The sequence below is a fragment of the Ancylobacter radicis genome (assembly GCF_018449475.1).
GTDB lineage: Bacteria > Pseudomonadota > Alphaproteobacteria > Rhizobiales > Xanthobacteraceae > Ancylobacter > Ancylobacter radicis.
Genome location: NZ_JAHCQH010000020.1, coordinates 284,735 through 301,914 on the forward strand (window position 1 = coordinate 284,735; position 17,180 = coordinate 301,914).

Consider the following 17,180-nt stretch of genomic DNA (forward strand, 5'->3'; position numbering starts at 1 on the left):
CCAATAGGTTACTGTCTCACCTGACGCAGCGCCGGCCGTGCTTTGGCGCGGGCGGGCGCGTGCTTTTGCCGCCCGCTGACGCTGCGGAATTGGCCGCGCGCGATTAAATCGCAGGCTGAAAGTTTGAAATTTTGATGAAAATTAGAACGACTTTCGAACTAAATTGTTGCGCGATGCCTAACAACGTGTAACCTCTGTGCAAACACCGGACATTACCGGGAGGAAACCGTGTATAAATGGCTTGGCGCGCTTGGTTGCGCCGCTCTCACCGCCGCCACCGCGCTGGCCGCCATCAGCGGCGCGCAGGCCCAGCCGCGCACGCCCGGCCAAGCGCTCCAGCAGATGGTCGACCGCACCTGCGTGGTCGAGATCCGCTCGGGCAGCAATGGCGAGCGCCTTCAGCTTCAGAACATCTGCTTCAATCCGCGCGCGGTCCGCATCGCCTGGGCGGATGGACGGCTGGTCGATTACTGCCTCAACAGCGCCGGCGACGTGCGCTACGTGGTGAAGCTGAGCGACAATTACCGCCTCACCCGCGAACAGGACATCCTGCTCTGCCAGTAATGGGACGCCCCGCCCCAAGGCTCCCATGAAGAAAGGCGCCATCCCCCCCAGGATGGCGCCTTTTTCATGCCGTCTGAGATGGGGCAGCGCGTGGTCGCGCCCGCGCTAGAGCTTTTTCGGAGAACTCCGGTTCACCGAAAAAGCTCTAGCCCATTGTTCTGACGCATTTTCTTCACGCGAACCGGAATCCACTTCGCTCGAAAATGCGCTAGTCCGCGGGCCCCCGGCCGATCGGTGTCAGGCGCTCGGTCTCCTCGTCGCCGAACAGCCGCGAGCGGGTGAGAAAACGCTGGTCGCGCCCGTTCTCCAGGCTGAACATGCCGCCGCGGCCGGGCACCACGTCGATGATCAGCTGGGTGTGCTGCCAATAGGCGAATTGCGAGGGGCTCATATAGAACGGCGCCCCGCCGATCGCGCCGAGCCGCACATCCTCGTCACCGACAATGTAGTCACCCTTGGCGTAACACATGGGCGAGGAGCCGTCGCAGCAGCCGCCGGACTGGTGGAACAGCACCGGGCCGTGCTCGGCGGTGAGGGTGGCGATCAGCTCCAGCGCCGCCGGAGTCGCCAGCACGCGCGGCACCGTGTCCGCCGGCGCGTCCTTGGTCATCATGTCCATCCGGTCCTCCCGATAAAGAGCCGCCGCCCCGGTGAAGGGAACCGGGACGGCGTCAGTCGGTCACGCCAATGTGGCGAGAGGAAAGCCGGGCTCACGAGGAGCCCGGCGGAGGCGAGGCCGCGCTCAGAAGAAGCCGAGCTTCTTCGGGCTGTAGCTCACCAGCATGTTCTTGGTCTGCTGGTAGTGGTCGAGCATCATCTTGTGGTTCTCGCGCCCGATGCCGGACTGCTTGTAGCCGCCGAACGCCGCATGGGCGGGGTAGGCGTGGTAGCAATTGGTCCACACGCGGCCGGCCTGGATGGCGCGGCCGAAGCGGTAGGCGCGGTTGCCGTCGCGGGTCCACACGCCGGCGCCGAGGCCGTACAGCGTGTCATTGGCGATGGAGAGCGCGTCGGCGTCGTCCTTGAAGGTGGTCACGGACACGACCGGTCCGAAGATCTCCTCCTGGAAGATGCGCATCTTGTTGTGGCCCTTGAACACGGTGGGCTTCACATAATAGCCGCCGGCCAGTTCGCCGCCGAACTCGTTGCGCGCGCCGCCGGTGAGCACCTGCGCGCCCTCCTGCTTGCCGATGTCGATATAGGACAGGATCTTCTCGAGCTGCTCGGAGGAGGCCTGCGCGCCGATCATGGTCGCCGGGTCGAGCGGCGAGCCCTGCACGATGGCTTCCACCCGCTTCAGCGCCTTTTCCATGAAGCGGTCATAGATGCTTTCCTGGATCAGCGCGCGGCTCGGGCAGGTGCAGACCTCACCCTGGTTGAGCGCGAACATGACGAAGCCTTCGATCGCCTTGTCGAAGAAATCGTCGTCCTCGGCCACCACGTCGCTGAAGAAGATGTTCGGCGACTTGCCACCGAGTTCCAGCGTCACGGGGATCAGGTTCTGGCTGGCATACTGCATGATCAGCCGGCCCGTCGTGGTCTCGCCGGTGAAGGCGATCTTGGCGATGCGCGGCGAGGAGGCGAGCGGCTTGCCTGCTTCCAGACCGAAGCCGTTGACGATGTTCAGCACGCCGGGCGGCAGCAGGTCGGCGATCAGCTCGGCCAGCACGAGAATGCTCGCCGGGGTCTGCTCGGCGGGCTTGAGCACCACGCAGTTGCCGGCGGCGAGCGCCGGAGCCAGCTTCCACACCGCCATAAGGATCGGGAAGTTCCACGGGATGATCTGGCCGACCACGCCCAGCGGCTCATGGAAATGATAGGCGATGGTGTCGTGGTCGATCTCGCTGATGCCGCCTTCCTGCGCCCGCACGGCGCCGGCGAAATAGCGGAAATGGTCGATGGCCAGCGGCATGTCGGCGGCCGTGGTCTCGCGGATCGGCTTGCCATTGTCCCACGTCTCGGCGAGGGCGAGGAGGTCGAGGTTCTCCTCCATGCGGTCGGCGATCTTGTTGAGGATCAGCGCGCGCTCGGTGGACGAGGTCCGGCCCCAGGCGTCCTTGGCGGCATGGGCGGCGTCCAGCGCCTTCTCGATGTCGTCCTTGTCGGAGCGGGCGATCTCACAGATCTTGGCGCCCGTGATGGGGGAGGTGTTGTCGAAATAGCGTCCGGCCACCGGCTCGACGAATTTGCCGCCGATGAAATTGCCGTAGCGGGCCTTGAACGGGGACTGCTTGGTAATGGTGATTTCTGGCTTGTTCATATGTTTGTTCCTCCCAGGCTGGGAGCACCAAGATTGCACCGCCTGTGCCAGTGTCATCCCGCGCTGCACAAAATCGTTATTGCAGGACGGGAAAATATTGAAACCAAAGGCACAAGCAATCATCACGCAGTCGTGCCATCGCGATACCGCTGGACGGGCGGTCAAAACTTGGTAAAAACTGTCGGATAGAACAACAATGCCTGCGACACGTGTTGCAAAATGCAACACACGGGAGGATCGCATGCGGACGGAACCGACCCCGCGGGCCGTGCTCGCGGCGCGAAAGCAGTTCTTTCTTCAGGGCAGGGCGGAGGGGCCTCTGGTCGCCTCGGCGCTGTCCGAGCCGATCCTGCGCTCCTGGCAGCGTTGCGCCGCGCGTGGCCTCGACAGTGCCGCGCTGCCCCGGCTGGAGCCGCTCACCAGCCGCGAACTGCGCGAGGTGAGCGAGCGCCATGAGCGGCTGCGCCGCCTGTGCCGGCCGGAGATCGAAAGCCTCTATGCCGACGCCATGCAGACCGGCTGCGTCGTCATCCTCACCGATGATGAGGGCCTGATCCTCGACGCGCTCGGCCATGCCGATTTCGCCGCCCGCGCCGCCCAGGTGGCGCTGCGGCCGGGCGTGTTCTGGGGCGAAAGCTCGACCGGCACCAATGCGGTGGGCACCGCGCTGGTGGAAGGCCTGCCGATCGCCGTGCATGGCGGCGAGCATTATTACGACCCGCATGGCATTCTCAGCTGCTCGGCCGCGCCCATTATCGACCCCTATGGCCGCACCGTCGGCGCGCTCGACCTGTCCGGCCCGGCCGCGGTCGATCATCGCCACGCCCTCGGCCTCGTGCGCCTGGCGGTCGAGCAGATCGAGCATCGTTTCTTTGACGAGGATTTCGGCGGCCGCCGCGTGCTCCGCTTCCAGGCCGACCGCGCGCTTTTGGGCACCGCGCGCGAGGGCGTGCTGGTGTTCGAGGACGACCGTCTGGTGGCGGCGAGCCGCACCGGGCTCGATCTGGTCGGAGCCGGCTGGTCGGCGCTCGGCGTGCTCAGGGCGGGCGAATTGTTCGAAGGCCTGCCGCGGGCCGATTCCGCCGCCCATGTGCTGCGCGGCCCTGATGGACGTGAGCTTTACTGCCGGCTCGATCCGCCTGCCGGGCCGTCGGGCTCCACCGCCGGCCTGCGCCTGCCGCCCCCGCCGCGCCACGAGGAACGCCCCCGCGAGGAGGGGCCGCTGCTGCGTCCGGCTGACCGGGACATGGTCGCCCGCGCCGTGCGCATGGTCGAGGCCGACGTCCCCGTTCTCATCATCGGCGAGACCGGCACCGGCAAGGAGATGGTGGCGCATGACATTCACCGCCGCACCGGCCGCGCGGGCGGTCCCTTCGTGGCGGTCAATTGCGCGGCCATTCCCGAGACGCTGATCGAGGCCGAACTGTTCGGCTATGAGGACGGCGCCTTCACCGGCGCCCGCCGGCACGGCCGCAAGGGCCTGCTGCGCGAGGCGGAAGGCGGGGTGCTGTTTCTCGACGAGATCGGCGACATGCCGCTGCCGCTGCAATCGCGCCTGCTGCGCGTGTTGCAGGAGCGCGAAGTCGCCCCGCTCGGCGGCGGCAAGCCGGTCAAGGTCGACTTCGCGCTGGTCTGCGCCACCCATCGCGATCTGCGCACGCTGGCGGAGGCGGGCGGCTTCCGCTCCGACCTGTATTTCCGAGTGGCCCACTACACGCTGGAGTTGTCGCCGCTGCGCGCCTTCGACGATCGCGCCGCCACCATCGCCCATCTGTGGCGCCGCCTCGTGCCCGACGAGCGGCTCAGCCTCGCCCCGGACTGCCTCGACCGTCTCGCCACCTATGGCTGGCCGGGCAATTTCCGCCAGCTCGCCGGCACGCTGCGGGCTCTCGCCGCGCTCGCCGATCCGTTCCGCCCGGTCGGGCCGGACATGCTGCCGCCGGAGATCCGGGGAGCGGACACACGCGCCACCGACTGGCGCACACTGGCCTCATCGTCCGCCTCACTGCACTCACGCGCCGCTCCCCCGGAGAGCCTCGACACCCTCACCGTAGAGGCCATGCGGCGCATGCTGGACGCCTGCGGCGGCAACGTCTCGCAGGCCGCGCGGCGGCTCGGAATCAACCGCTCGACGCTCTATCGCCGCCTGCTGAATGCCTGAACCGTGCGGAACCCGAACGCCCCGCCATCCGTTGCCCCCATGGAAAACACCAATGGAGGCAAGCACATGGTTCGCGACCCGCGCATTCTCGACCAGAACCCGGTGGTGGTCGACCCCGCCAATGTCGATGCCGTCCTTGAGGATCGGACCACCGATGTGAGCGATTCCAAGGCCCCGCCGCTCGACGAGATCCACAACGACAACGATCCCAAGGACGGCGCCCGCAATGAGCGCACCGGCGGGCGTTTCGCGGCCGATACGCTGCAAACCGTCGACGGCTCCCCCCGACGGCACGCCGCAATCGCCGGCCGATCCGCGTCGATAGCTAAGCGATATCAATAGGTTCGGGGTCGCGCTCCGGCGCGTCCCCGTTGCGCTCGACCCGGTCGCGATGCAGCGCGGCGCGGGCCAGCAGCATCAGGGTCACCGGCGTGGTGATGGTCAGGAACAGCGCGATCAGCAGTTCATGCACCAGCATCCGCCCCTGCAGCACCGAAAAGCAGATCATCGAGCCGACCAGCAGGCACCCCGCCCCCACCGTCGCGCCCAGCGAGGGGGCGTGCACCCGCGAATAGAAATCCGGCAGCCGCAGCAGCCCGATCGAGCCGATCAGCGCGATCACCGCCCCGAGCAGGACCAGCACGGAGACTAGGAGAGCCGCCCAGAGCGGCAGGTCGGGTGCCTCGCTCATTCGATAACTTCCCCGCGCATCAAGAACTTAGCCATGGCGACCGTCGCCACGAAGCCGAGCGTGCCGATGAGCAGGGCGGCTTCGAAATAGAGCGTGGTGCCCGAGCCGATGCCGATGGTGATGAGCATCAGCATGGCGTTCACATAGAGCGTGTCGAGCCCGAGAATACGGTCCTGCGCCCGTGGTCCGCGCAGGAAGCGCACGGCGCACAGCCCCATCGAGACCGCCAGCATGATCTGCGCCAGGGTCAGCGACCAGCTGAGGATGAGGACGCTCATTCGAAGATCTCCCGAAGCAAGACCTCATAGCGCAGCTTGATGAGCTCCGCCCATTCCAGTTCGTCAACCAGATCAAGCACATGCAGCAGAAGTGTACCGCGCGAAGGGTCGTAGCTCACCCATTGCGTGCCCGGCGTGCAGGTGAGGATGATCGCCAGCACGGCGAGGCCGTAGCGGTCCGTCATCTCCAGGCGGAGGCTCATGAAACCGGCATGGGTCCGCCGTTCCGCCTCGCCCAGAATAATCCGCCCTACCGCAAGGTTGGAGCGGAAGACGTCGATGAAAACGCGTCCCGCGAGCTGCAGCACCGCGCGGGGGCGGCGCAGACGGGCGGGCGGCGGATCGAGCGCCACCATCGCCCAGGTGCCGCCGAACGCCACCAGCGCGCCGAACAGCACCGTGCCGGGGGCGACGCTCTGCTTCAGCAGCAGCCACATCACCACAAGTGCAAGGAACATCAGCGGAAATGGCAGCACGCGGCGGATCAGGCTCATGGCGCGGCCTCCGAGGGGACCCGCACCGGTGCGCCGGTGCCGAGTACGTCCTGGGCATAGACCTGCGGCCAGTAGAGCACCTGCGCGGTGGCCTCCATATAGCGCATGGCCGGTCCGCCAAGGATCGTCAGGCCCACGCAGATGAACAGCAGCGCGCCGATCGGCAGGATTTCGATCGCCCGTACCCGTGGAATCTCGTCGCCGGACGGAACCCACAGCGCGCGTATGCCCGAGCGGCTCATCGCGACCAGCGTGATAAAGCCCGACAGCATCAGCAGGATCACGAAAGCCCAGTCATCCGGCTTGATGCTGCCGGCTTCGTTGAGCAGGGCCGAGAGCATGGCGAATTTGGCGATGAAGCCCGAGAGTGGCGGCAGGCCGGCGAGCAGCACGGTGCAGGCGACAAACGCGCCGCCCAGCATGGCGATGGTGGCGGGGATGGCGACGCCCACCTCGTCCTCCTCATCCTCGATCTCGTCGTCCGGGTCGCCGAACACTTCCTGCGAGACGGCAAGCACATCCGCCCCCGCCTGGCGCCCGCGTTCAACCAGTTCGACCAGAAGGAAATAGGCGCAGATCGCCAGCGTCGAGACCACCAGATAGAACAGGGCTCCCGAGATCACCGCACTATTGCCGGTGCCGATCGCCGCCAGCAGGGTGCCGGAGGAAACCAGCACGCTATAACCGCCAAGCCGCTGCAGCGATTGCGACGCCAGCACGCCGATAGCGCCGAACACAATGGTCGCCAGGCCGCCGAAATACAGCCATTCCGCGCCGAAGCCAGCGGCGGCGCCGGCTTCCTCGCCAAAGGCGAGCAGGAACAGCCGCAGGATGACGTAGACGCCGACCTTGGTCATGATGGCGAACATCGCCGCCACCGGAGTGCTCGCGGCGGCATAGGTGGTCGGCAGCCAGAAGCTCAGCGGCCACATGCCCGCCTTCACAAGGAAGGCGACGCCCAGAATGCCGGCGCCGATTTCGAACAGCACCAGCGACGGACTGGAGAGCGCCGGTACCATCCGGCCGACATCGGCCATGTTGAGCGTGCCCGTCACTCCGTAGATCAGGCTCACCCCGACCAGAAACAGCGACGAGGCCACGAGGTTGATCGGGATGTAGTGCAGGCCGGCGCGGACCCGTGCCGTCCCGGAACCGTGCAGCACGAGGCCGTAGGAGGCTGCGAGCAGGATCTCGAAGAAGACGAACAGGTTGAACAGGTCGCCGGTAAGGAAGGCGCCGTTGAGGCCGGTCAGCAGGAACAGGAACAGGGTGTAAAAACGCGGCCCCGCCCGGTGCCAGCGGGCCAGCGAGAACACCAGTGCGGCGCAGCCGAGGATGGAGGTGACGAGCAGCATCAAGGCCGATAACCGGTCCGCCACCAGCACGATGCCGAACGGGGGTGGCCAGTTGCCCAGAGGGTAGACGATAAGGGAGGACCAGCGGTCTCCCACCGGCGTGTTGGCGATCGCCACAAGCGCCATCGAAATGACCAGCAGCGCCGCGACGGTGCCCAGGCTGAGGGCCATCTTGATGCGGCGCCGCCGTTCGCCCAGCAGCAGCATGAAGGCGCCCACCGCCAGCGGCAGCAGGATGGGGGCGATAACGAGATGGTCGACTGGGCTGCGCATCATTCAGCCTCCCGCCCGTCGACATGGTCGGTACCGGTGCGCCCGCGCGCGGCGAGCAGCACCACGAGAAACAGCGCCGTCATGGCGAAGCCGATGACGATGGCGGTGAGGACCAGCGCCTGCGGCAGCGGATCGGCCATCTTCGTGGGATCGCCGATGCCGCCCGGCGCCAGTATCGGCGGCGCATCGAGCGTCACCCGGCCCATCGAGAAGATGAACAGGTTGACGGCGTAGGAGATCAGCGAGAGGCCGATGATCACCTGAAAGGTGCGCGGACGCAGCACCAGCCACACACCCGAGGCGGCTAAAATGCCGATGCCGAGGGAGAGGACTATCTCCATCTCTCGCCTCCTTCCGTGGCCTGCGAGGCGCGCGTGGAGCGCAGCGACTGGTGCGCGAGGGCGATGAGGATCAGCACGGTGGCGCCGACCACCAGCGCGAACACGCCGAGATCGAACAGCAGGGCGGTCGCGAGCGGTATCTTCCCGAGCACCGGCAGGTCCAGATACTGGAAATGCGAGGTGAGGAAGGGGTAGCCGAACACCCAGGAGCCGATGCCGGTTCCCACCGAGGTCAGCAGGCCGAGCCCCATCCAGCGCAGCGGCAGGACCCGTAAATGGTCCTCCACCCAGCGCGTGCCGCTCGCCATATATTGGATGACGAAGGCGATCGAGAGGGTGATGCCCGCCGCAAAGCCGCCGCCGGGCAGGTCGTGGCCGCGCATGAACAGGTACACCGCCAGAACGGCCACCACCGGAAACAGCCAGTTCATGATGAGGCGCGGAATGAGCAGATAGTCGCTCACCGTGTCGCCCGGCGTGCGGTCCGGCGCGGCGTCGTCCAGCGCATCCTGAAGACGCTGCTGCTCGGGCAGTTCCTCGCTTTCCGGCGCTGGCCGGAACCGGCGCAGCAGCGCGAAGACGGTCAGCCCCGCCAGGCACAGCACGACGATCTCGCCCATCGTGTCGAAGCCGCGGAAATCGACCAGGATCACGTTGACGATGTTGGTGCCGCCGCCCTCCGTATAGGCGCGCTCGACAAAGAAGCGCGAGATGCTCTCCGGCAGCGGGCACGTCATCATGCAATACGACAGGAAGGCGAGGGCGCCGCCAAAGGCGCAGGCGATGCCGAAATCCGCATAGCGGCGCATCAGGGTCGAGAGCGGCGGCCGCGTCGGGTAGTTGTCCTCGATCCGCTTCGGTAGCCAGCGCAGGCCCAATAGCAGCAGGACCGTGGTGACAATCTCCACCAGCAACTGCGTCACGGCGAGGTCCGGCGCCGAGAGCCACACAAAGGTCAGGCAGGTGACGAGGCCAGCGCCGCCGACCAGAACGAGGGCGGCGAAGCGGTGATATTTCGCCTGATAGGCGGCGGCGAGGGCGCAGCCCGCACCAACGATCCACATCAGCGCGAAGGCCGGCTCGACCGGGGTTGCCGGCAGCGTGCCGGTGCCCGCCACCCCGCCGACGAGGATCGGCGACAAAGCGGCGAGTGCCGCCAGCAGCACCACAAGCCGCATTTGCGGCTGAAGACGGCGCGTGCCGAGGGCCCCTTCCGCCGCAGGCGCCCATTGCAGCGCCAGCGTTGCCAGGGCCTTCTCGAAGATGCGCTGTCCCTTGAGGCCGCGAATCACCGGCGGCCCCTCAATGCCGCTGTTGAGATAGTCGCGCAGGGCGAGGTACAGCAGGATGCCGCCGCCAAGGGCAATGCAACTCATCAATAGTGGCAGCGTGAAGCCATGCCACAGGGCCAGACTGTAATAGGGTGTTGAGCCGCCCAGCACGGATTCGACCGCCGTCGCCAGCAGCGGACCGACCGTGAAACTCGGCACGATGCCGATCAGCAGGCAGATCAGCACCAGCAGTTCGATCGGGAAGCGCATCCAGTGCGCGGGTTCATGCGGCCGGCGCGGCAGATCGATTGGCGGCGGGCCGAAGAACACGCCAAGTATGAAGCGCAGCGAGTAGGTGACGCTGAAGACGCCGGCCAGTGTCGCCCAATAGGGCAGGCTGTCATCGAGCAGCGAGCCGGTATGGTCCGCCACCGCCTCGGCGAAAAACATCTCCTTGGAAATGAATCCGTTAAGCAGCGGCACGCCGGCCATGGAGGCGGCCGCCACCATGGCGAGGGTGCCGGTGAAGGGCATGTAGCGGTAGAGCCCGCTCAGCTTGCGCAGGTCACGGGTGCCGGTCTCGTGGTCGATGATCCCCGCCGCCATGAACAGCGATGCCTTGAAGATGGCGTGGTTCATGGTGTGGAAGATGGCCGCGACCGCCGCCAGCGGGCTGCCAAGGCCGAGCAGCAAGGTGATCAGCCCGAGATGGCTGATGGTCGAATAAGCCAGAAGGCCTTTGAGGTCCTGCTGATAGATCGCCGCGAAGGCGCCAAGCAGCAGGGTGATGAGGCCCGCCGGCACCACCATGTAGAACCAGGCATCCGTGCCGGCCATCACCGGCCACAGCCGGATGAGCAGGAATATGCCCACCTTCACCATCGTCGCGGAATGCAGATAGGCGGATACAGGCGTCGGCGCCGCCATGGCGTGCGGCAGCCAGAAGTGGAACGGAAACTGGGCGCTCTTGGTGAAGGCGCCGAGCAGGATCAGCACCAGCGCGGTCGTGTAGAGGTCGCTGTCGAGGATCAGTTCGCGGGAGGCCAGCACCTCGTCGAGATCGTAGCTGCCGACGATGCGCCCGACCAGCAGCACGCCGACCAGAAGGCACAGCCCGCCCGCCGCGGTGATGATCAGCGCCATGCGCGCGCCGTCGCGGGCCATGGCGCTGTGGTGCCAGTAGCCGATCAGCAGGAATGAGAAGAGGCTGGTCAACTCCCAGAAAAACACGATCTGGATGAGGTTGCCGGAGATCACCACGCCCACCATCGCGCCCATGAAGGCGAGCAGGAAGGAAAAGAAACGCGGAACCGGGTCGTCCGGCGACATGTAATAGCGCGCATAAAGCGCCACGAGCGCGCCGATGCCGAAGATCAGCAGGGCGAAAAGCCAGGCCAGGCCGTCAAGCCGCAGGGTGAAGTCGAGCCCCAGCATGGGCAGCCAGTCGAGACGCAGACGCACGGGCTCCTGCGCGGCCACATCGGGATAGAGCGCGACGATGATGGCGCAGCCGGCGACCGCGATGGCACCGGCGAGGACGGCGGCAGCGTTACGCGCATTGGTCGGCAGGAAGCCCGCCAGCAGGGCGCCCGCGAAGGGCAGAACCAGCGCGGCGAGGAGCAACCAGCCATTCGACATTTGCGCGTCTGCCCTCCTGCTATCGCCCCGATCTTGCGTGATTTCGCCCATTATGGTTGATTTGCGTGTCGTCACGCAAGGCAAAAGCCATGGAATTGGCGCCGGAACAGTGCCGGGCCGCTCGGGGACTGCTGAATTGGACCCAGGAGCGGCTGGCGGAGGAGGCGGGGGTCTCGCGCAGCACCGTGCGGGACTTCGAATGCCATCGTCACGTCCTGCATCGCGGGACGGAAACGCAGATCGTCCGCACGCTGCAGGAGGCCGGAGTGATGCTGCTGCCGTCCGGCGAACATGGCCCCGGCGTGCGCATCCGCTGAGCGGGCGTGCCGCGTTGCGGTGGGCCGGGCCCCGCCTGCCTCCGTCGACGCCTTGGGGCCGCTCTGCTTCGCGCCGCGCCGTGAAAGGGATGCGGAATTTTTCCAGCCCCCTGCGAATGTCGCCAGGGTACGGAGTTACTTTCAATGCCGGTCCGATCTACCCTAGCCGGCGGCTTCATGCCGTCGTCGCCTCTCCTCACCAGGCAGAATAATGAATCACGTCACTGATCCGCATCGAGAAAGTCCGGTCATCCGCACCGTCGCCATGCCCGCCGACACCAATCCGGCGGGCGACATTTTCGGCGGCTGGCTGATGGCGCATATGGATCTGGCGGCCGGCAACGTGGCGACCCGGCGAGCCAAGGGGCGCGTCGCCACCGTTGCCGTCGAGGGCATGAGCTTTATCAGCCCTGTGCTGGTGGGCGATGAAGTCAGTTTCTACGGTGATGTGCTGTCGGTTGGTCGCAGCTCGCTGCGCATACGGGTGGAAGCCTGGCGACGCCCGCGCGAGGAGGAAGTCATGAACAAGGTCACGGAGGCGATCTTCACCTTCGTCGCGATCGGAGCGGATCGCCGGCCGCGGGCGGTCGATTCCTCGTCGGTGGACTGACGGCTCAGGACCCTATCCTTGCGCGCCAGTCGGGGCGCGCCGATGGGGTCGAACGGATGATCGGATGCGTGTGGACCGTCCGCCACGCGCGGTTGGCGGGCGGTGCCGCCTTTGATAACGTGCCTCCCTCGCGCCTAAGCGGCGCCGTGGGCCTGTAGCTCAATGGTTAGAGCCGACCGCTCATAACGGTCTGGTTGTAGGTTCGAGTCCTACCGGGCCCACCAGATTTTCCGAGGGGCTTTGATTTTCCATCGTTTTTTGCTCCTTTTGCCCCGCCGTTCGGCGAGACAGGCGAAAGTGGGACAATCGGACGGGCCGCCAGAGCGTCAAGCCGGGCGAAGGCGTTCGCGGCCATAAGCTTGCGCTGCGCTTTGCGGACGTAGATTTCAGCCGTCTCCAGCTTCGACCAGCCGAACACGGCGCAGAGCTCGGAAGCCGTAGCCCCGCTTTCGGCGAGGATCGTCGCCGCCGCCTTACGGACGCCATGGGCCGAGCAATGCGGCAGGCCAGCCTCATTGCACCAGTCACGGAAGCGGTTGCCGAAACTCTCCTTCGTGTAGGGCTTGCCATGTGCCGACACGACGAAGGACCGCTCGCCAATGGGCGTGGCGGCAATGATCTTGCGCAGTTCGGCGCGCACGGGGATCTCGATCCGCACGGGGCGCCGGTTGCGATTCTTCTCCTGTGTGAACGCGAAGTATCCGCCTTCAACGTGCTGCGGCCCAAGCGCATAGATGTCGCCGCGCCGCCCGCCTGTGTGGAGTAGGAGCGCCAGCGCCAGCCGCGCCATGCTGCCGATCGGGTGCGCGATCTCGAACCGCCGCACCTCTTCCACCGTCCAGGCGTGGAACCCCTCGCTCGACGTGTTGATCTTGCCAATGCCGGCCGCTGGGTTTGCCTTCAGCAAGCCCTCAAGCACGCACCAGGCGAAGAATGCTTTAAGGTACTTCACCAGCTTGTCGGCGGCGCCGGGCGTCTGCCGGCGCTTGTCCCGGCTCTTCTCAATATCGCTACGGCGGAAAGCGGCCAGCGGGAGCGGCCCGGCGTTGACGGCGTACCGATCCAGCACGCTGCGCTTGTCGCGCTGCGTCGCGGGCTCATGGCCCTTGAAGAGCGAAGACGCATAATAGCGGTTCAATGCCCACTGAAAGCTGCCATCGGGCACTCGCTCCAGCTTTGGCCGGCCATCCTCAGGAACGCCGCGCAGAGCGCGGAAGTATGCCGCCACGAAGGCGTCAGAGAGCGAGCCATCCTCATTGAGCGCGGCGCGGATGCGCACCTTCTTGCGGCCCGGAACCCGGACATACCAGCGCACATTTCCGCGCGCGTCGGTGTCGGGGCTCAGATGCCGGAGCTTGATCTCGGCCATCAGAGCACGCGGCCATCGAGCGGATTATGCGCGAGGGGGGCCTCGCGGAGCGCCTGCCAATGGTCGTGGATCGCCTGCACGTCCCAAAGCATGATTGCACCGATCTTAAGGCCGGCCGGCATCTTGCCTTCGGCCACCCAATTATCGAAGGTCGACGGGGACACACTCAGGCTGGCGGCCGCCTCATCCCGGCGAAGGGCGAAGCGCGGCAGCGTCTGTTGCCTCAGGGAGCGGGCGGTCACCGGGCGAACCCCTTTCTCCAGCATTGAGCCCTGTTGCGAGTGCCTCACACCAACTCGCCCTGAGCGGCGGTCACCGCCGGCACCAGACGATTCGGGCGAGTTGCAGACCCGCCGAAGAGCCGCGCGCAACCCTGAATGATCACGCCATCAACCTTGGCTTCGTAATAGAAGCGCGGCCGATTCATGCTCGGTATCCCGGCCGTGAAGCGCGAAACTTCGCCGCCATCGAACACGATCTCCGCACCGAGCGGGCTGACCGACAGCAGAGTGACGCGGGCGGCGAGGTCTTCATCTTCGATGATCTTGAGAACGGCTTCGCCGAACCGCCCCTCACCCGTCAGCCCGCACGAGGGCAAGGGCTGCGCCTGGGGCTCTTCGCCAACAAACCCGCCACGCGTGTAGCCAGGCAGGCGGAAGTGCCAGATGCGCCAAACGTTGCGGGCAGCCTCCTTGCGGAGCCCGCCACCGATGAGCGCGATAAGCATAAAGGCTGCGCGGAACGGGTCCACATCGATGCCGCCGCCGGGGCCAACCCGCCCCTTCAGGATGTCGGGGCCGAAGCGGCCGCTCGGATCATGCTCAAACTGCGCACTCTGCTCCCGCAGGGCGCGCGAGGTTTCGGTGAAGGTGCTCATCTCGATGCCGAGCATGGCGACCATCTGGGCGCCAAAAGTGTTGAGTTTCATAGCGGGCCTCTAGTTTCTGGGCGCAATCCGTCATTAGTCCCATGATAGGATGTCCGCCGGCGTTAAATCAACAATTAATGGGATTGACCCAGCAATTAGAGCGACGTTTTCCACACTCGATATCGGAATTCCGATATCACCGCCCCCCATCTAGGCGTGCTCGTTACCCCCTGCGGGATCATCATCCTCCGCCGGGTCGTCATCCTCGGGGAAGTCGTCGTCCTCGATGTCTGGATCGCCATCAAGCTGATCGAGCATGAAGATGAGCGACTCGATGGCGCGCTCAACCCGCTGGCGCAGGGCCAGGCGCTCCACCATCACGAATTCGCGGGTGTGCGCGTTCATGCCCGCGCCTCCCCGGCCAAGGCCGCCATCTCCCGCACGAACCGGATGAACACGAGCACATCCCAATCCATGTCGTTGTCGGCGACGCCATACCACTCACACGTCGGGACACTTTCATGCAGCACAACGCGAGCCTTCACGTAGAGCCCCGCGAGCCCCTGCGCCGGAATGGCGTGGATCTTCTCCGCCAGATCCCTCATCTGCCTGAGCACGGCATCGGCCGCTTCCATGCTGGCGTCGAGGCCATTGGCGGCCGAGGCGGTGCGATAGTGCTTGTACAGGTACCAGCCCGCTTCTCCATGTCCTGCGGAGAGCCTCTCAGCCATGGCTCGGGTAGCAAGCTCGATCTCCGTCCAGCGCCGCCATAGCGGCAGCCAGGTGGCGTGCAAGCGGTCGAACTCGGCGCCGAGGCGGATAAGTTCGGCGTCGGGATGCGGCTCGCCAGCGAGGGCAAGCGCGCCGGCCGGCACGGCAGCAGCCATCGTGCCGAGGCCGATTGTGCGCAGCGCCTCGCGCCGGCTGGGGATGCACTTCTCCCGTTCGCGATCATGGGTGCCCATGCGCGTGCTCCATTGATTGAAAACGTTAATGTTGATATATTTCGCTCACAATGAGCGGATGTCAATAGGTAGCAATCAAAGTGAGCGAAAACGATCAGTTGACCGGCCGCCAGATTGCTGCAGGCCGCGTGCTTGCGGGCCTCGGTCAGGCCGAACTGGCGGATGCCGCTTCCATTTCGGTGCCGACTCTGCGGCGCATGGAGGCGAGCGCCGGGCCTGCCACAGGATTGACGAACAATGTTGCGGCGGTGAAACGCGCCCTTGAGGCCGCTGGCGTCATCTTCGTCGCCGAGAACGGCGAGGGTCCCGGGGTGCGGTTGAGGAAGAGTTGACGAAAGGTGATCCGGTGCAGTTAGATAATACTGCACGGCCCATCGGGGAGATTTCTCCCCCCATCGTCTAGCCCGGTTAGGACGCCCGACTTCTAATCGGGAAACGTCGGTTCAAATCCGACTGGGGGCCGGCAAACATCAACTATACCCGCCATTTTCTTTGAAATTCACTAGGGTAATTTGATATGAAATGCCCGCACTGCACTATTGCCATACACACAATTTGGTACCCGAGCAGATTTATATATAAGGACCAAAGATTCCATGAGTGGAGATATCGTATATGTACCTGCCCCAATTGCAAAGAGGACGTATTGCAGTACACGGACGGTTCTTCTGTCGACAATTGGACCAACTTACTTCCAAAAGTTGGATCACGGGGCCCTGTATCGAATCTTGTTCCGACTTCTATTGCAGACGATTACAGAGAAGCATGTGAAGTAATTTCATTTAGCCCAAAGGCATCCGCCGCTCTATCAAGGCGCTGCCTGCAGAATATACTTCGAGCGAATGGATATATTGCAAAAGATTTATCGAAAGAAATTTCCTTATTTCTTGATGAAGCGGACACATCCAAAGCTCCATCAACGATCCTCAGAATGACTGTTGATGCCATTCGAAATTTCGGAAACTTCTCTGCACATCCTATTAACGATGTTACATCCTTGCAAATTATTGATGTCGAGCCGGAAGAGGCGGAGTGGTGCTTAGAAATAATCGAAGAAATGTTTGATCATTTCTATGTCCGACCAGCCGAAGCCGCCGCCAGAAAGCGCGCCCTAGATGAAAAACTTAAGGCCGCCGGCAAGCCGTTGTCTAAGTAAACCGCCCGACCCCGGTTACCGCCCCTGCCCCCGAGCGGGGTTGAGCCCATAGCGGGCTTCCATAGCTCGGCCGAGATTGCCGCGCTTGGTAACGCTCTGCGCCATCCGGTCTTCAAGCTGCCGCCAAAGCACATCAACCTGCAGCGAGCCATCGGCGCCTGTCGAAACCTTCGCGTCCCCCTGATAGCCGGCCGGAGCGTTGTAGTTGTTCACGGTGACACGCGGCGGGGCAGTGCCATTTGCGACGGGACGCCGCACCGACGAAAGCAGCGCCGAGGGCGACGGCACGGAAACCGCCCCGCCGGAAGCATAGCCTTTGAGCCCCGCCCGCATCGCGTCCAGCACGGCAGGCCCGCCAGCGGCGCGCACCGACTGCTGATCAAAGACATACTCACCACGATGAACCACGCCGGCCGGCTGGTACTTGCCGCCCGCGCCCGTGAAGCCGCCTTCGGCGAACTTGGGCGTACCGCTGAATGCCGAGGTGATGAGCGAGCCCAGAGCGCCCGTCTTGCTGTCGAAAAGCGTATTGATCGACATGTCCGCCAGCTTGTCGATGACGCGGCCGA

19 protein-coding genes, 2 tRNA genes and 2 pseudogenes are annotated in these 17,180 nt (G+C 65.1%); 9 read left to right on the forward strand and 14 right to left on the reverse strand.

What is annotated here, in order from left to right:
• Positions 1-228 precede the first annotated feature (228 nt).
• Entirely contained in the window at positions 229-564 is a 336-nt protein-coding gene (locus KIP89_RS16110; RefSeq protein WP_213756588.1) for a hypothetical protein, read from the forward strand.
• A gap of 208 nt (positions 565-772) precedes the next feature.
• Here the strand turns inward: KIP89_RS16110 and KIP89_RS16115 are convergent, their stop codons facing one another.
• Both KIP89_RS16115 and adh read right to left on the reverse strand, forming a co-directional pair.
• Positions 773-1,183, reverse strand: coding sequence for a DUF779 domain-containing protein (locus tag KIP89_RS16115; protein WP_213756589.1), 411 nt, complete (start codon positions 1,181-1,183; stop codon positions 773-775).
• Positions 1,184-1,306: 123 nt separating this feature from the next.
• Positions 1,307-2,824: an aldehyde dehydrogenase gene (gene adh / locus KIP89_RS16120; protein WP_213756590.1), complete on the reverse strand. Its 1,518-nt coding sequence runs from the start codon at positions 2,822-2,824 to the stop codon at positions 1,307-1,309.
• Positions 2,825-3,065: 241 nt separating this feature from the next.
• On the opposite strand from adh, the gene KIP89_RS16125 reads away from it, so the two are divergent.
• Positions 3,066-4,985 carry a sigma-54-dependent Fis family transcriptional regulator gene (locus KIP89_RS16125; RefSeq protein ID WP_213756591.1) on the forward strand — a complete coding sequence of 640 codons (1,920 nt, stop codon included), beginning with the start codon at positions 3,066-3,068 and terminating at the stop codon, positions 4,983-4,985.
• Positions 4,986-5,051: 66 nt separating this feature from the next.
• Positions 5,052-5,327: a hypothetical protein gene (locus KIP89_RS16130; protein WP_250152551.1), complete on the forward strand. Its 276-nt coding sequence runs from the start codon at positions 5,052-5,054 to the stop codon at positions 5,325-5,327.
• Here the strand turns inward: KIP89_RS16130 and mnhG are convergent.
• From mnhG to KIP89_RS16160, 6 genes are read right to left on the reverse strand one after another with little or no spacing between them, the layout of a single operon-like run.
• Positions 5,311-5,676, reverse strand: a complete 366-nt coding sequence (mnhG, locus tag KIP89_RS16135; RefSeq protein WP_213756592.1) for a monovalent cation/H(+) antiporter subunit G — start codon at positions 5,674-5,676, stop codon at positions 5,311-5,313. The genes KIP89_RS16130 and mnhG overlap by 17 nt on opposite strands.
• Entirely contained in the window at positions 5,673-5,954 is a 282-nt protein-coding gene (locus tag KIP89_RS16140; RefSeq protein WP_213756593.1) for a K+/H+ antiporter subunit F, read from the reverse strand. The genes mnhG and KIP89_RS16140 overlap by 4 nt, the downstream gene beginning before the upstream one ends.
• Complete coding sequence (locus tag KIP89_RS16145; RefSeq protein ID WP_213756594.1) at positions 5,951-6,448, reverse strand: Na+/H+ antiporter subunit E; 498 nt, start codon at positions 6,446-6,448, stop codon at positions 5,951-5,953. The genes KIP89_RS16140 and KIP89_RS16145 overlap by 4 nt, the downstream gene beginning before the upstream one ends.
• Positions 6,445-8,076, reverse strand: coding sequence for a monovalent cation/H+ antiporter subunit D (locus tag KIP89_RS16150; protein ID WP_213756637.1), 1,632 nt, complete (start codon positions 8,074-8,076; stop codon positions 6,445-6,447). The genes KIP89_RS16145 and KIP89_RS16150 overlap by 4 nt, the downstream gene beginning before the upstream one ends.
• A complete protein-coding gene (locus KIP89_RS16155) occupies positions 8,076-8,417 on the reverse strand; it encodes a Na+/H+ antiporter subunit C (protein WP_213756595.1) in 342 nt (113 codons plus the stop codon). The genes KIP89_RS16150 and KIP89_RS16155 overlap by 1 nt, the downstream gene beginning before the upstream one ends.
• Positions 8,408-11,326, reverse strand: coding sequence for a monovalent cation/H+ antiporter subunit A (locus tag KIP89_RS16160; protein ID WP_213756596.1), 2,919 nt, complete (start codon positions 11,324-11,326; stop codon positions 8,408-8,410). The genes KIP89_RS16155 and KIP89_RS16160 overlap by 10 nt, the downstream gene beginning before the upstream one ends.
• Before the next feature lie 89 nt (positions 11,327-11,415).
• On the opposite strand from KIP89_RS16160, the gene KIP89_RS16165 reads away from it, so the two are divergent.
• The 3 genes from KIP89_RS16165 to KIP89_RS16175 all read left to right on the forward strand — a co-directional run bounded on the left by KIP89_RS16165 (position 11,416) and on the right by KIP89_RS16175 (position 12,477).
• The gene (locus tag KIP89_RS16165; protein WP_213756597.1) at positions 11,416-11,643 is read left to right on the forward strand and encodes a helix-turn-helix transcriptional regulator; all 228 of its coding nucleotides are present in this window, start codon (positions 11,416-11,418) and stop codon (positions 11,641-11,643) included.
• 265 nt (positions 11,644-11,908) lie between these two features.
• Entirely contained in the window at positions 11,909-12,253 is a 345-nt protein-coding gene (locus KIP89_RS16170) for an acyl-CoA thioesterase (protein ID WP_369807178.1), read from the forward strand.
• Positions 12,254-12,401: 148 nt separating this feature from the next.
• Positions 12,402-12,477, forward strand: a tRNA-Ile gene (locus KIP89_RS16175).
• Between the two features lie 200 nt (positions 12,478-12,677).
• On the opposite strand, the pseudogene KIP89_RS20190 reads toward KIP89_RS16175, so the two are convergent.
• The 5 genes and pseudogenes from KIP89_RS20190 to KIP89_RS16200 all read right to left on the reverse strand — a co-directional run.
• Positions 12,678-13,622 (reverse strand): annotated as a pseudogene (locus KIP89_RS20190) (site-specific integrase); the annotation flags it as partial.
• Positions 13,622-13,888 (reverse strand): helix-turn-helix transcriptional regulator, encoded by a 267-nt coding sequence (locus KIP89_RS16185; RefSeq protein ID WP_213756599.1) that lies wholly within the window; start codon positions 13,886-13,888, stop codon positions 13,622-13,624. The pseudogene KIP89_RS20190 and the gene KIP89_RS16185, both read right to left, overlap by 1 nt.
• Before the next feature lie 20 nt (positions 13,889-13,908).
• The gene (locus KIP89_RS16190) at positions 13,909-14,550 is read right to left on the reverse strand and encodes a hypothetical protein (protein ID WP_213756600.1); all 642 of its coding nucleotides are present in this window, start codon (positions 14,548-14,550) and stop codon (positions 13,909-13,911) included.
• Between the two features lie 150 nt (positions 14,551-14,700).
• Entirely contained in the window at positions 14,701-14,895 is a 195-nt protein-coding gene (locus tag KIP89_RS16195) for a hypothetical protein (protein ID WP_213756601.1), read from the reverse strand.
• Complete coding sequence (locus KIP89_RS16200) at positions 14,892-15,455, reverse strand: hypothetical protein (RefSeq protein WP_213756602.1); 564 nt, start codon at positions 15,453-15,455, stop codon at positions 14,892-14,894. The genes KIP89_RS16195 and KIP89_RS16200 overlap by 4 nt, the downstream gene beginning before the upstream one ends.
• 80 nt (positions 15,456-15,535) lie before the next feature.
• Here KIP89_RS16200 and KIP89_RS16205 point away from each other — a divergent pair, with 80 nt between their 5' ends.
• The 3 genes from KIP89_RS16205 to KIP89_RS16215 all read left to right on the forward strand — a co-directional run bounded on the left by KIP89_RS16205 (position 15,536) and on the right by KIP89_RS16215 (position 16,611).
• The gene (locus KIP89_RS16205) at positions 15,536-15,787 is read left to right on the forward strand and encodes a transcriptional regulator (RefSeq protein WP_213756603.1); all 252 of its coding nucleotides are present in this window, start codon (positions 15,536-15,538) and stop codon (positions 15,785-15,787) included.
• 57 nt (positions 15,788-15,844) lie between these two features.
• A tRNA-Arg gene (locus KIP89_RS16210) sits at positions 15,845-15,917 on the forward strand.
• A 184-nt stretch (positions 15,918-16,101) separates the two neighbouring features.
• Complete coding sequence (locus KIP89_RS16215) at positions 16,102-16,611, forward strand: DUF4145 domain-containing protein (RefSeq protein WP_213756604.1); 510 nt, start codon at positions 16,102-16,104, stop codon at positions 16,609-16,611.
• A 15-nt stretch (positions 16,612-16,626) separates the two neighbouring features.
• Here KIP89_RS16215 and KIP89_RS16220 read toward each other — a convergent pair.
• Positions 16,627-17,180, reverse strand: a pseudogene (locus KIP89_RS16220) (hypothetical protein); the annotation flags it as partial.